This window comes from Clostridium sp. (assembly GCF_017888565.1).
Taxonomy (GTDB): domain Bacteria; phylum Bacillota; class Clostridia; order Clostridiales; family Clostridiaceae; genus Clostridium.
Map to the genome: position 1 here is coordinate 18,693 of NZ_JAGHFX010000065.1, position 13,657 is coordinate 32,349.

12 protein-coding genes are annotated in these 13,657 nt (G+C 27.1%); 9 read left to right on the forward strand and 3 right to left on the reverse strand.

Annotated elements, in window-relative coordinates; translation table 11 throughout:
- Positions 1 to 33: 33 nt before the first annotated feature.
- The 3 genes from J7M87_RS13180 to J7M87_RS13190 all read left to right on the forward strand — a co-directional run bounded on the left by J7M87_RS13180 (position 34) and on the right by J7M87_RS13190 (position 2,829).
- The gene (locus tag J7M87_RS13180) at positions 34 to 708 is read left to right on the forward strand and encodes a response regulator transcription factor (RefSeq protein ID WP_291651493.1); all 675 of its coding nucleotides are present in this window, start codon (positions 34 to 36) and stop codon (positions 706 to 708) included.
- Positions 709 to 711: 3 nt separating this feature from the next.
- Positions 712 to 1,728, forward strand: a complete 1,017-nt coding sequence (locus tag J7M87_RS13185) for a HAMP domain-containing sensor histidine kinase (protein ID WP_291651494.1) — start codon at positions 712 to 714, stop codon at positions 1,726 to 1,728.
- Between the two features lie 354 nt (positions 1,729 to 2,082).
- Entirely contained in the window at positions 2,083 to 2,829 is a 747-nt protein-coding gene (locus J7M87_RS13190) for a hypothetical protein (RefSeq protein WP_291651495.1), read from the forward strand.
- Positions 2,830 to 3,023: 194 nt separating this feature from the next.
- Here the strand turns inward: J7M87_RS13190 and cdd are convergent, their stop codons facing one another.
- Positions 3,024 to 3,443, reverse strand: a complete 420-nt coding sequence (cdd, locus tag J7M87_RS13195) for a cytidine deaminase (protein WP_291651496.1) — start codon at positions 3,441 to 3,443, stop codon at positions 3,024 to 3,026.
- A 355-nt stretch (positions 3,444 to 3,798) separates the two neighbouring features.
- On the opposite strand from cdd, the gene J7M87_RS13200 reads away from it, so the two are divergent.
- The 3 genes from J7M87_RS13200 to J7M87_RS13210 all read left to right on the forward strand — a co-directional run bounded on the left by J7M87_RS13200 (position 3,799) and on the right by J7M87_RS13210 (position 6,952).
- Positions 3,799 to 4,923: a DUF4178 domain-containing protein gene (locus J7M87_RS13200; protein ID WP_291651497.1), complete on the forward strand. Its 1,125-nt coding sequence runs from the start codon at positions 3,799 to 3,801 to the stop codon at positions 4,921 to 4,923.
- 16 nt (positions 4,924 to 4,939) lie between these two features.
- Entirely contained in the window at positions 4,940 to 5,362 is a 423-nt protein-coding gene (locus J7M87_RS13205) for a DUF350 domain-containing protein (protein WP_291651498.1), read from the forward strand.
- A 66-nt stretch (positions 5,363 to 5,428) separates the two neighbouring features.
- Positions 5,429 to 6,952 (forward strand): polyamine aminopropyltransferase, encoded by a 1,524-nt coding sequence (locus J7M87_RS13210; protein ID WP_291651499.1) that lies wholly within the window; start codon positions 5,429 to 5,431, stop codon positions 6,950 to 6,952.
- 107 nt (positions 6,953 to 7,059) lie between these two features.
- Here the strand turns inward: J7M87_RS13210 and J7M87_RS13215 are convergent, their stop codons facing one another.
- Positions 7,060 to 7,497, reverse strand: coding sequence for a globin domain-containing protein (locus J7M87_RS13215; RefSeq protein ID WP_291651500.1), 438 nt, complete (start codon positions 7,495 to 7,497; stop codon positions 7,060 to 7,062).
- A gap of 259 nt (positions 7,498 to 7,756) precedes the next feature.
- Between J7M87_RS13215 and J7M87_RS13220 the strand changes: the two genes are divergently transcribed.
- Positions 7,757 to 8,515 carry a MerR family transcriptional regulator gene (locus tag J7M87_RS13220; RefSeq protein ID WP_291651501.1) on the forward strand — a complete coding sequence of 253 codons (759 nt, stop codon included), beginning with the start codon at positions 7,757 to 7,759 and terminating at the stop codon, positions 8,513 to 8,515.
- Positions 8,516 to 8,670: 155 nt separating this feature from the next.
- On the opposite strand, the gene J7M87_RS13225 is transcribed toward J7M87_RS13220, so the two are convergent.
- Positions 8,671 to 11,061, reverse strand: coding sequence for a GxGYxYP domain-containing protein (locus J7M87_RS13225; protein WP_291651502.1), 2,391 nt, complete (start codon positions 11,059 to 11,061; stop codon positions 8,671 to 8,673).
- 199 nt (positions 11,062 to 11,260) lie between these two features.
- Between J7M87_RS13225 and J7M87_RS13230 the strand changes: the two genes are divergently transcribed.
- A complete protein-coding gene (locus J7M87_RS13230; protein ID WP_291651503.1) occupies positions 11,261 to 12,709 on the forward strand; it encodes a glycosyltransferase family 39 protein in 1,449 nt (482 codons plus the stop codon).
- Between the two features lie 64 nt (positions 12,710 to 12,773).
- Complete coding sequence (gene chbG, locus J7M87_RS13235; protein WP_291651504.1) at positions 12,774 to 13,511, forward strand: chitin disaccharide deacetylase; 738 nt, start codon at positions 12,774 to 12,776, stop codon at positions 13,509 to 13,511.
- Positions 13,512 to 13,657: the final 146 nt, after the last annotated feature.

The window sequence follows — 13,657 nt, forward strand, 5'->3', positions numbered from 1 at the left end:
TAATTAATTTATTAGGTGGATGAGGTGAGTATTATGGCAAAAATATTAATAGTAGAAGATGATAAAATACTTAATAAAGGAGTAACTTTTGCATTGAAAAAAGAGGGGTATGAGGTAGTGTCTGCATATTCTAAGGATGAGGGGAAAGAAGCAATATCAAAATATAAGATAGATTTTATACTTCTAGATATTAATTTGCCTGACGGTAACGGCTTGGACTTTTGTAGGGGGGTTAGGGGTAAAGTGAATATTCCCATAGTGTTTTTCACAGCTAATGATACAGAAGAAGACATGGTTAAGGGCTTTGAAACAGGATGTGATGATTATATATCTAAACCATTTTCTGTAGAAATACTAAAGCATAAGATTAATGCAATACTTAAAAGGAATAAGGTAGTTAATAAAAATATATTTGAATATGATGGTTTAAAAATAGATTTTGAAAGAATGACAGTAGGAGTCTTAGAGAAGGATATTAATTTAACTGCAACAGAGTATAAGATTTTGGAGTTACTTGCAATAAACAAAGGTAAGGTATTAACAAAGGAAATATTATTAGAAAAAGTATGGGATAGTAATGGAAATTTTGTTGATGAAAACACTTTAAGTGTGAATATTAGAAGACTTAGAAAGAAAATAGAGATAGATCCTAAGAATCCTAAATACATAATAACTGTATTTGGTATAGGATATACTTTGGGAGAGTAGCTTATGAGACTTAATTTTAATAAAGTAAATATAGTTTTTAGGGTCATTACACTAATATTAGTTATATCTATAAATTTTTATGTTTATATTATGGATGTAAATAATAAGGTAGCGATAGTTTTATTAATATTTTCAATAATTATAATCTTGGGGATGTTTATTTATGAGAAACTATATAAAAGTTATATGGAGGAAATGTTTATACAATTATCTGATATGCTTGCAACAATTATAGATATGAGAGATGAAGAAATATTTTCTACTACGGAAGATACTTTGTTATCTAAATTGCAGCATCAAACTATTAAGTTAACTACTATACTAAAAGACAAAAATAAGCAAATAGAAAAAGATAGAAACGAAATTAAATCATTAATTTCAGATATAGCACATCAACTTAAAACTCCATTAACTAATTTAAAGATGTATGGTGAATTTCTTCAAGATGAAGATTTGACTGAAGAAGAGAGAAGAGAATTTAATGATATTATTATAATTTCATTAGATAGGTTAAGCTTTTTAATCGAGAGTATGATAAAGATGTCTAGGCTTGAAAGTGGAGTTATTAAATTAAAGCCACAGATTAATGATCTAAATGATACTTTATTACTTGCAATAAGCGAAGTTCAGGAAAAGGCTAGAATAAAGGGTATAGAAATTCAATTAGAGGAAGTAGATAAGGTTTCGATAAGTCATGATAAAAATTGGGTAAGAGAAGCATTTTTTAATATATTAGAAAATGCAGTTAAGTATACTAGTGAAAATGGATTGATTATGGTGAAAATTCAATGTTATGAAATGTTTACTAGAGTAGATATAAAAGATAATGGAGTGGGAATAAAAGAAGATGAGTTAACTAAGATATTTTCTAGGTTTTATAGGGGTGAAAACTCTAGATATATAGAGGGGATAGGAATAGGACTATTTCTAACAAGAGAAATAATATCAAATCAAGGTGGATATATTAAAGTGAAATCTAGTAGTAAAGGGTCGATATTTTCAGTATTCTTACCTAGATAATAAAATAGTATGTAAATTATAATAAGATTTTGTTTAGAAATTTATTAACAATAATTTTTAAGTTTAACAATGATATGTGGATTAATTTTTATTACCTGTGGAAAAAGATATTAAATAGATATTCAGCTATGGAATTGTCCATAGCTTTTTCATTATACACTAACATATATCACATGTATATTAGTACTAAAAGCTGTATATCAGGCAAAGTATATTTCAGTAAAAAATTAATTGTACAAATATTTTTTTATATAACCTATATCATTATAGGTAATAATATAGAAATGATTATGGTATATTAATAAAACAATAAAAGAATACTATTATATAATTTTTTTACTTAGGAGAAAAAACATGAAAAAGGCTTTACATGAATATAAAGAAAAAATAATGAAGTTACCATTAAAAGATAAATACACTAAAGAGGAACTATTAATTGAGGATTTTTTGGTAGATAAGGAAAATAGCATAGAGATATATTATGCACCACATAATGAGTATTTAAACCCAAGGGCAAAAATATTTATTATTGGAATAACTCCAGGATTTCAGCAAATGAGTACAGCCATTGCAACTGCTAGAAAAGAGTTTGAACTAGGAAGTGATATTAAAGAAGTTCAATATAAGTGTAAGGCTGCAGGAAGATTTAGTGGAGTGATAAGAAAGAACATAATAAGTATGTTAGATGAAATAACTTTAAATAAGGCTTTAAATATTCATAGTTGCAGTGAGCTATTTAATGAAAAAGATTATTTATTGCACACGGTTTCTTTAATTCCTTATCCTGCTTTTGTGAAAAAGCAAAATTATTCTGGTCATACTCCTAAATTAATAAAAAGTGAATTTTTAATGAAGTATATTTATGCAAATTTTATTGATGAGCTTAATAGTTTAGATAGCTTCAATGAAGTTTTGCTAATACCATTGGGGAGAGCTGTAGAGGAGGTTTTATTTGAACTAGAAGGTAAGGGATTTATAAGGGAGGGGCAAATACTTAATAATTTTCCGCATCCTTCAGGTGCTAATGTAAATAGAATAACACAATTAAAAGATAATAAAGATAATATGATGAACTTTATTAATAAATTTCATTTTAAATGATTAAAAAATAAAATAATAAGTAAAATGGAATAAAAAATAGGGAATTTATGATAAAACCTGCTAATAATGCATAGCAGGGCTATTGTATTAAATAATAAGATAAAATGAGCAGCATTTACTTAAAGCTAAACGGCATTAAGCCATAAGCTGTTTTATAGTTTATGGCTTAATTTTATTTAATAGAAATTATCAAATTATTTATTTAAGTCCTTTCCAGTAAAGCCTAGAGGTAAAAGTTCTTCTAATGTATATTCTTTAAATTCATCTTTATTTTTAGCAAGATAGATTTTAAAAGTTTTTGGGTCACAAAATTCTGCTAATACTTGTCTGCAGACTCCACAAGGAGCACAGTATTCAGTTTCTTTAGCATCTGCCATATTACCCACTATTGCGATTGCTAGGAAATCATGTTGTCCTTCAGATACAGCCTTAAAAAAAGCAGTTCTTTCAGCACAGTTTGTTGGAGTAAAAGCAGCATTTTCTATATTGCAGCCTAAATATATCTTACCGTTTGTACCAAGTAATGCTGCGCCAACATTAAAGTTAGAGTAAGGAGTATAAGCAAATTTTTGAGCTTCATAAGCCTTTTCAACTAATAATTTTGCATCAATCATAAATTTCACCTAACACTTTCCATAATAATTCATTTATTATTACTTACAAATAATAGTATGCATCAATAAATGGATTATTATTATAGCACTTAAAATTTATGATGTACAGAATACTTTGTAAATTGAACGGTTTTGTTATATAAGAAGTCATATTTATACTGTGTTTTCTAAGTAGGGAGATTTCTATTAGAGAAATAAATGTAAAAGTAAATTTAAACTACTTAATAACATTAGAATAAGGCATAAAATTTAATAAATTTTATTATACAATATTGAATTAAGTATAATAAATTATGCATATATGTTAAAATATAGAAAAATGCTATAATTACTTTATATGTTAGGGGGATAGTAAATGGAGGGCACAAATCTGTATTTTAGAACAGAAGAAAAGATAAGGATTGAGGGACATGCTTACATAGTAAAGGGGTCTATAAAATTTTATAATACTTCTGATGGTTGTCAATGGAGTGAGTATAAAATAAAGTCATTAGATTCGGGGATAATTAAATGGCTTAGTATTGATAATGCATATAATGAATACTCAATATACGATCAATACATATATAATAAAAGCTTTGACAACTACAATATTGATAGGTCAGGATATAGAGAAGTAGATTCTGGAATGGCTAAAGTTATAGAATCAACTGGAGATGTAGATGTAGATTTAGGAGATATTGTAGAATTTAAAGAATTTGAAGATATATCAGAATCTAAAATAATTTCTATTGAGATATGGGAAGATGAAACTGAATATTCAAAGGGATATTATTTAGATAAAAGTTCAATTAAAAAAGTAGATAGTGTTGAGATAAATAATATAAGTGGGAAGACCAACAACATTAAAAAATCTGATTCTAGCACCATTGCTATAGTAGCTATACTTATAGTAGGATTTCTTTTCTTTAGTGCTATATCAGCTTTTAAAGGAAATTCTAATTTTAAAAGGATGTCAGAGGTTATAATGGGAGATAGTAATTTTTATTATGAGACTTCAATAACCTCTGATTTAGATAATAATCAAAAGGCTGATGTTTACTCAACTAAATTATCTATTGAAGAGGCAGCTAACAAAATAATAGAAGCTATTAATGGAGAAGTAGAAGATGTTCAAGAAAATTCAGAAGATTATTCAGTTGCAATTATGACATCAGATGAATATTGCTTAGTATATAAAAGTGAAGATGGAGAAACTTTAGTACAAGTTAGTAGTAGATCATATACTTACTCAAGTAATACTAGTCCATATAGAAGTAGCTATATTACAAGGAGTTATTATAGAAGATATTATTATACTAATGGATATACAAGTGATAATAGTAGGTATAGTGGAAATAAAAATGCTTATGAAAACTATAATGATGGAACAGTAAATATTAATCCTAATAATAAATATAAAACTTATTCTAATAGTATAAGGGAAAGTAGTGTTGGTTCAAGGGTATCCTCAGGGGGAGGAACAAGCCTAGGAAAATAATGAGGGGGAAATTAAAATGCAAGAAATATTAAGTACAATTATTTACTCATGTTTAGGAATAATACTAATGATGGCTGGAACATTTATAGTAGATTTAATAGTACCATGTCACTTTCCAACAGAAATAAAGAATGGGAATCAATCTGTTGGTTATATTACAGCAGGTTCTTCTATAGCTGTTGGGATAATATTAAAAGGAGCAGTAATGTCGCCAAGTACTATTGAGATTACTCAAGGTTTGCTTGAAGGTGTAGGAAGTACAATACTTTATTTCTTTATAGGCATAATATTTTGTATTATAGGATATTTAGTAATGAAGGTATTCAATAAAAAGTATGACTTAAATAAAGAGATAACAAATGGAAATCCGGCGGCAGGTCTTATGGTGATGGGGATGTTTATAGGTTTAGCTATATTAATAAGTGGAGTGATATATTAACAAAAATGAGTGCGAATTTATCGCACTTTTTATATTACTAATATATTAGAAAAGGTGAATTAGATTATGGAAGAAAGTAAATTTAGATATAAGCTACTAATGATAACTACATTAATAATATCAGGATGTTCAATAATATACGAAGTTTTAATTAGTTCAGTAAGTTCTTATTTAATTGGAGATAGTATAAAGCAGTTTTCAATAACTATAGGAATATATATGAGTGCGATGGGAATAGGCTCTTACATATCAAAATTTATAAAAAAGAATTTATTTGATTGGTTTGTTCTAGTAGAAATAAGTGTTGGATTTATAGGAGGATTAAGCTCATTAATACTATTTTTATCTAATGTATACTTAGAATCATATCAATTAATTATGTATATTCAAATAATATTAATCGGTATTTTAGTTGGATTAGAAATACCATTACTAACAAGAATTATAGAGGAAAATACTAAAAATCTAAGAATAACTTTATCAAGTATTTTTAGTTTTGATTATATAGGTGGATTAATTGGTTCTATTGCTTTTCCACTGATACTTTTACCTAATTTAGGGTACTTTGCAACATCATTTTTAATTGGATCATTAAACATAATAATATCTTTAATAATTATATTTAACTATAAGAAATATATTAGAAAGTCAAATGCTTTTAAGATAATAGCATTTTTAGCACTATCACTTATGGTTTTGGGAACTATATTTTCGGAGAATATAGCATTAAATGTAGAAAACAGATTATATAGAGATAAAATAATACTAAATAAACAAACTAAGTATCAAAAGATAGTAGTTACAAAACATAAGGATGATTTAAGACTATATATAAATGGTAATATACAGTTTTCTACAATTGATGAATATAGATATCATGAAAGTTTAGTCCATATTCCAATGAGTGTAAGTGAAGATAAAAGTAAGGTATTAATTTTAGGTGGAGGAGACGGATTAGCTGTACGTGAAGTGCTTAAATATGAAGAAGTTGATAAAATAACTTTAGTTGACTTAGATAAAGAGATGGTGGAACTATCCCAAAATAATAAAGAGATAAGAAAAGTAAATAATGATTCTTTAAATAGTGATAAGTTAAAAATAGTTTATGAAGATGCATTTGAATACTTAGAAAATAGCAATGAACTTTTCAATATAATATTAGTCGATTTACCTGATCCAAATGATGAAAATTTAAATAAATTATATACAAATATATTTTATAGATTAGTATCAAATAGATTAGATAAAGATGGCGTAATTTCTATTCAATCAACAAGTCCATATTATGCAAAGGAAGCCTTTTGGTGTATAAATAAGACTTTAGAAGAAGAGGGTTTAAATGTTATACCGTATCATGTTGAAGTACCATCATTTGGGGATTGGGGATTCCAATTAGCATCTAAGAAAGTAATAGAGAAAGAAAAAATTAAAATAAATGTAGAAACTAAATTTTTAAATAATGAATCTATTGATAGGCTATTTATGTTTTCAGAAGATGAAATAGTAGATAAGGATAAGTTAATTACTAACACTATAGCAAGGCCACAATTAATAAATTATTACCTTAAGGCAATAGAAAATTGGAGATAATGGATATTATCATAAATTAGGGCGCTGACGCACAAAATCATTTTTAATTGTGCATCAGCTATTTTTATTTTCATGATAGAAGTGTAAACTTTTACTATTTATATAAATTATTGTCTTGAAAGATAAATTTTCTTTTCTACATCTATAAAGATTTCAGATATAATGCCATAAGCTCTTCCCCAAGCATCAATAATTTCATCTGTTGAAGCATCTCCTAGAACTTCTTTAATAGCAGATAACAAGTGTTTTCCTATTATTGGATAATGTTCTTCTTTAACGCCTGCATTACAGTGAATTTCTGCAATTTTGTTTACTACAGGAATAATTGCAGGTAGATTATCTATGTTTTGTGCAGAAGCTAATATAGCCATAGCTAAGGCTTTAGGTTGCTCACCTGATTCTTGTTTGTCCATATTGAACAATGGTTTAATTTCAGGATTTTTTTCAAACATATTTTTATAAAATGTTTTTGTTATTTCTACTCCATGAGTTTTTAATACTGGCACTGTACTTTTAATTATATCAATTGTTTTTTGATCTAGCATAATAACTCTCCTTCGATTTCAAATGTTGATAAATAATATCAATAAATAATAAATATCATTTAAGTAAAGTTTAGCACTAAGAAAAATTATATTCAAATAATATAAAAGCTTAATTAGCTTAAAATATTTATAAAAATCGAAATTATATAGGCTAACCTTTTTTATACTTAATATTTTAAATAAAACAAAAATATTTATATTTTATATTGACATTAACGCTACGTAATCCTTTATTATTAAGTTGTCAGGAGGTAATGATATGGAATATACAATTAAAAAGCTAGCTGAATTGGCAGGTGTAAGCGCTAGAACTCTTAGATATTATGATGAAATAGGTTTGCTAAAACCTTGTAGAATTAATTCTTCAGGATATCGTATTTATGGCCAAAAAGAAGTGGATTTATTGCAGCAGATTTTGCTATATAGGTCATTAGATATGAAGTTGGAAGATATACAGGATATAATATCTAATCCTAATTTCGATATTTGCCAATCTTTAATTGAACATCACCAAAGACTTATTTCTAGACGAAATCAACTTGATCAATTGATTTTAACTGTGGAAAAAACATTAGAATATAATAAAGGAGAGATAGATATGTCAAATAATGAGAAGTTTGAAGGTTTTAAAAAAGAAAAATTACAAGAAAATGAAGCTAAATACGGAAAAGAAATTAGAGAAAAGTATGGCTCTAAAACTATAGAAGAATCAAATAAAAAGTTTATGAACATGACTGAAGAAAATTTTGAGAAGATGCAAAATATAGAAAGTGAGATGTTTGAAGATCTAATTGAAGTTTCTAATTCAGGGGATTTAGATTCAGAAAAAGCTAAGGGAGTTTATGAAAAACACAAAGCTTGGTTAAGTTTTTCATGGTCTAGTTATTCAAAGGAAGCTCATATTGGATTAGCAGAAATGTACGTTGCAGATGAAAGGTTTGCAAAATACTATAATGATAGAGCTGGTAAAGAAGTTGTTACAACACTAAGTGATATTATAGTGAAATACGCAAAATAATTAGTATTAATAGTATAGAGTTACTTAAATGTATAAATAAATTTTAAAGCCGTAACTATTTTAATAGATGCGGCTTTTAACATGTAAGCTAGAAAAATAAAGGGTTTAAAAGGGGATCGCGTTTCGTTAGGTCCTTTGTAAAAAGAATAAATTTACTAATAAGTAGTAGTTATATTATTTTTAATCAATTTCATAAAAATATCAGGAGTAACAATTTTAACTTGAGAATTGTTATTTAATTTATCAACTACATGTTGAACATCATCCATAGTTTTACTCCATACATGAACATAAACAAATGTATAGGCTTTGGGATTTTTAATATTTGTATAGCCCAATTTAACTCTAGAGTTAATGTTATTGATTAGCTCTTCTTCGTTTTCTAGATTACTCCAAAGTAAATCACGACAAGACACTATGGGTTTATCATTAGACCAAATTATTTTACCTTCGTAATTATTATTTTTTTTATAATCAATATAGAATAAACCATCTATATTTGAACAAGCAGTATATTTGTCCCATAATTCTTTATTGTAGAAGGCGTTATCATCGAGGATTAAAACATATTCTTGATCAACTTGTTTCATATAGTTATTTAGCCTTTGTATATAATTATCTAATTTAGCTTTTGGGAATTTACTAGGATATATATAGCCATTACCAGAAGGAGAAACAAGATAGTAATCAGAGTATTTCAATGAACTTGCACTTTCATAGTATTTGTTAAATACTGTAGGTGATAAATAATAAAGAGAAGGGCTTAATGTCCAACCTAAATTAAAGTTTCCTCTATTTTTAGAACCATACCATTTTTCTGAACTATAATTACTTCCCAGTAGCCATTGCTGATTATCTCCATCAGACATAATAAAAGTCACATAATGTACATTATCTTCTGTAGGAACTTCACTTTGAGTTTTTTGAGTTTGCGTGGTAATAGGAAATGAGCTTAATACTGATAAATTATATGACCAATCTGCAGCAATGATATCCACGCCATATTTTGAAGCAATGTTTACATTATTAAATTCATCAGGGCCCCATCCGAGACAACGAGCAATATCATCCATGGAGCTGAATATATCCTTTCTTAATGAAAAATCATTTATGTCATCTTCATAGAAGATAAGCGATTTTGACATTATTGCGTAGTCTCTTAAAGCCATGGATTTTTCAGGAGATAGCTCTATAACTGTAGTATGATTTAATCCTAAATTCCATAAATTTTTATAAGCCCAGTGTTTATCTGTATTTCTACAATCTTCAACTAGATTAGTTACTCCATAACTTTGAACTTTAGATTCTAGGGATTCATCAATGGGGAGTGAATTTTTTAATGGTGTAAGAGAACAGGCATTGTTAATAGAGTAAGGATTTGAATTGCTATATAGTATGTAACCATTAATATTATGCTTTAAAATATTTAATAGCTTCCAAGGACTTGATATATTTTCATAGCTAATATTATAATTTTTATTTAAGTCATCTAACCACAGCTTGTAATCAGGTTCATTAGAAGGAAGAATGTAAATTTGAGATTTAGATTTGTTTGATATAATACCTTGAAGAGCAGAAATCATAGTCTGCTCTTCTTTGTTCATATTAGTATCAGAAATTACATATAAATGTTCAGGAAAAATGCAATTTTTAATGTAATAATCATCTAAATTATCGGTAAGGTTTTGATAATTCATAGAATAAGTATTTTTAGCTGTATAACTATTATAAAAATCATTTAAGAACTTGAAGTGATTTCCAGTATAAAAGCTTTGAGCACTTTTATCACTTATTGTTGATAATACTACTTGTCGTTTAATAATATCATCTAAGCTTACGTCTTTATAATTTTTCATAATATCATACATTATCATAAATGTAGTAGTTCTGCCTATTCCTTCTTTGCAATGAAAGTGAAGCCAAGTATCATTAGGCAATTTATTAATAAAATCAATAAAATAGTTTACCATGTCATCTGTTGGTAAATGGCCATCTGTTACAGGAATACGAATGTATTCAATTCCCTGTGATTTAGCAATGTCTTGTTCGTTTTGAACAGATTCAGGAACTACAGTTTCCTTAGTATTATAAAAAGTTATAGGAGTACCAATCTTAACCGATTGTAAAAGTTCATTTTCAGCACATATGACTTCCGGTAAACTTAATCCCTTATTAGCACTATTATTTGAATTTTCCCAACTTACAGCGATGCCATTTATAAATCCATGAGATTCTTGCCTTAAATCAACATCAATTATAGAAAATTTATTTGGTATGGAATTTTTTATTAAAGAAAGACCAGATTCAGAAAATTGACCACTTCCAGAAATGTTCAATTTGTTTAGTCCTTTTAAGTTAATATTTTGATTTTCTGCTAGCTTAGTTTCAGCAAAAAGCATTCGAAAGTGATGAGGTAAAGTATTATTATTTGCAGAGTTTTCTTTTAGATTTAATTCTGAAGTTGCCTTAGGATAATAGCTAATGTGTCCAAGTGAGTAGAGTGTAGTTAAAAGTATTATGGAACAAAATTTAAGAGACTTTTTCATGGGTAAACACCTCACATATGCAATTATTTTTGATATATATTAGGATTAGTAAGAGTAGTTGAGTTTATTCATGATAGCAGTTATATAACGTAGAAATATAAATACAATATTGGGAATATTTATAAAAATATGCTATAATTTATGATGCATAATATATGGCTATTTTTATGTTAAATAAATTAGGGAAAAGGGAAATTGGATGCAAAGGGTACAAAATTTACTTTCGGTATTTATGAGAAACTCATTAAAAATAATGTTAGCTATTCTCATAATATCATCTTTTAAAATTGTTTTAAGTGGAAATTTTTATGTAGAAAACTTATTTACAGTTATAATGTTTTTATTTATTTCTATAGGATTTAAATTTCTATTAAAAACAAAAAATAAGAATTTAATTATATATATTCTTATTTTAGGGTTTATAACTAGGGTAGTATGGAATTTAAAAGTTGATACATTGCCATATTCAGATTTTCAAGGAATGTTTGAGAAAAGTGAATATGTGCTAAATGGAGATTATAGCATGTTTAAGGGGTCGGAATATTATGGAAGATTTCCGCATCTAACAATTTTAGTTCTTTATTTCTCAGCTATAAGATTACTATTTAGTGATGCTTTATTAGCAATAAAGAGTATAAATATACTTTTAGGGATTGCTTCAATAGTATTCACTTACTTAATAGTTAAAAAGTTATTTGATTCCGATAGAAAGGGACTTATTGCTGCTTTTATTGCAAGTGTTTATCCCCCATTTATTATTTACTCATCTATTGTTGTTGGAGAAAATATTGCTATAACATTCTTTTTAGGGAGCATGTACTTATTTTTATGCTTTATAAAGGATAAAAGCAAAATATCTATCCTTATACTTTCAGGAATAATATTGAGTATTGGAAACTTATTTAGAATGGTAGGAACAATACTATTAATTGCATATGCAATTTACATAGTTATATATAGTGAAAATAAGATAAAGAAAAAGATGATTAATGTATTTACGCTAATTTTAGCATTTTATATACCATTAGTTACTATAAGTAGTGGGCTTAAATATAGTGGTATTACTGAGTTTAACTTATGGAAGGGTAGTGAGCCTAAGTGGACATCAGTATTAAAAGGAACAAATATAGAGCATAATGGTAGATGGAATGAGGAGGATGCTGAAATACCAGATAAGTATAATTATGATTATGAAAAAGTTGAAAAAGCAGCTAAAGAAATAGTATTTGAAAGGCTAACGACTACACCGACACCAGAATTAGCAAAGTTTTATATGAATAAGTTTTCTAATCAATGGACAGATGGAGACTTTTCAGGAATATATTGGGCGACAGAAGCAAGAGCAGAAAAGGGAGAAGATGTAAGCTTTGCATACTATATGGAATTATATAGTGATATATTACATTTATTATTATTAGTATCACTTATGATTGGACTATTCAGTAAATCAACTAAAACCAATAGAGAATTAAATCTTTTATTTATATTATTTGGAGGGTTTATTATGCAGTGCTTAATAAGCGAAACTCAGGAAAGATATGCATATATAGCAAGCTGGATATTTATAATTCTTCCATGCTCTTTAAATCTTTCGGAAATAAAAAGTTTTAAATTAAGAGAAAAGAACTTGAGAGATATAAAAGCATAACGGAGTATTGGATAATTCCTAATTATTAAGATTATTTTATATAGAATTGGAGAAGGTGTATAATATGAGATTAATTATAAATGCCGATGATTTTGGGCTTAGTAGAGGTGCTAATTATGGAATAATTGATGCATATAGAAATGGAGTTGTAAGAAGTACTTCAATAATGGCAGGAATGCCAGGGTTTGATCATGCAGTTGAATTATTAAAGGAATATCCAGATCTAGGGTGTGGGGTGCACCTAACTTTATCTGCATATAAACCTATATTAAATTCACATAAAACAATTATAGATGAAAAGGGATTTTTTTATAAAAGGATAAACCCTGGTAAAGATGTAGAGAGATTTAATTTAGAAGAAATATACAAGGAGTTTTGCGCTCAAATTGAAAAAGTTAAGAGTAGGGGAATTGAAATAACTCATTTAGATTCACATCATCATGTTCATACATTTGATTTTTTAAAGCCGGTAATTGAAAGGTTAGTAGAAAAATATAATCTTCCTATAAGAGGAGGACTACAATATGAATTGGATTATGATAAAGTAATTCCTTATGATGGGATTTTTTATAATGAAACAGTTAGTCTAGATGCTTTTAAAAAATTAGAAGATAAGTTAGAAAAATATGAAGTTTTGGAAACTATGACTCATCCTGCATATATTGATAGCTTTATTATGGAAACAAGCTCTTATAATATAAAAAGAGTAGAAGAATTGAGAATTCTTACATCTAACGAACTTAAAGAATTTATTAACTCTATAGGAGTAGAGCTTTGTAATTATAGAGATATTTTAAGATAGTATATAGAATCGCATCATTAATTTTGATGCGGTTTTATTTTTTTGAATAATAAATAATATAATAGCAAAATATAATCATAAGGTTTATAAAAGATATATAATAAATTACGAAAAAAATTTTTAAAAAAATACTTGAATAAAAATAA

Bases quoted from the DNA above. Each gene is read 5' to 3' on its own strand.
- J7M87_RS13180 (WP_291651493.1), top strand. From the start codon at position 34: ATGGCAAAAATATTAATAGTAGAAGATGATAAAATACTTAATAAAGGA.
- J7M87_RS13185 (WP_291651494.1), top strand. From the start codon at position 712: ATGAGACTTAATTTTAATAAAGTAAATATAGTTTTTAGGGTCATTACA.
- J7M87_RS13190 (WP_291651495.1), top strand. From the start codon at position 2,083: ATGAAAAAGGCTTTACATGAATATAAAGAAAAAATAATGAAGTTACCA.
- cdd (WP_291651496.1), bottom strand. From the start codon at position 3,443: ATGATTGATGCAAAATTATTAGTTGAAAAGGCTTATGAAGCTCAAAAA.
- J7M87_RS13200 (WP_291651497.1), top strand. From the start codon at position 3,799: ATGGAGGGCACAAATCTGTATTTTAGAACAGAAGAAAAGATAAGGATT.
- J7M87_RS13205 (WP_291651498.1), top strand. From the start codon at position 4,940: ATGCAAGAAATATTAAGTACAATTATTTACTCATGTTTAGGAATAATA.
- J7M87_RS13210 (WP_291651499.1), top strand. From the start codon at position 5,429: ATGGAAGAAAGTAAATTTAGATATAAGCTACTAATGATAACTACATTA.
- J7M87_RS13215 (WP_291651500.1), bottom strand. From the start codon at position 7,497: ATGCTAGATCAAAAAACAATTGATATAATTAAAAGTACAGTGCCAGTA.
- J7M87_RS13220 (WP_291651501.1), top strand. From the start codon at position 7,757: ATGGAATATACAATTAAAAAGCTAGCTGAATTGGCAGGTGTAAGCGCT.
- J7M87_RS13225 (WP_291651502.1), bottom strand. From the start codon at position 11,061: ATGAAAAAGTCTCTTAAATTTTGTTCCATAATACTTTTAACTACACTC.
- J7M87_RS13230 (WP_291651503.1), top strand. From the start codon at position 11,261: ATGCAAAGGGTACAAAATTTACTTTCGGTATTTATGAGAAACTCATTA.
- chbG (WP_291651504.1), top strand. From the start codon at position 12,774: ATGAGATTAATTATAAATGCCGATGATTTTGGGCTTAGTAGAGGTGCT.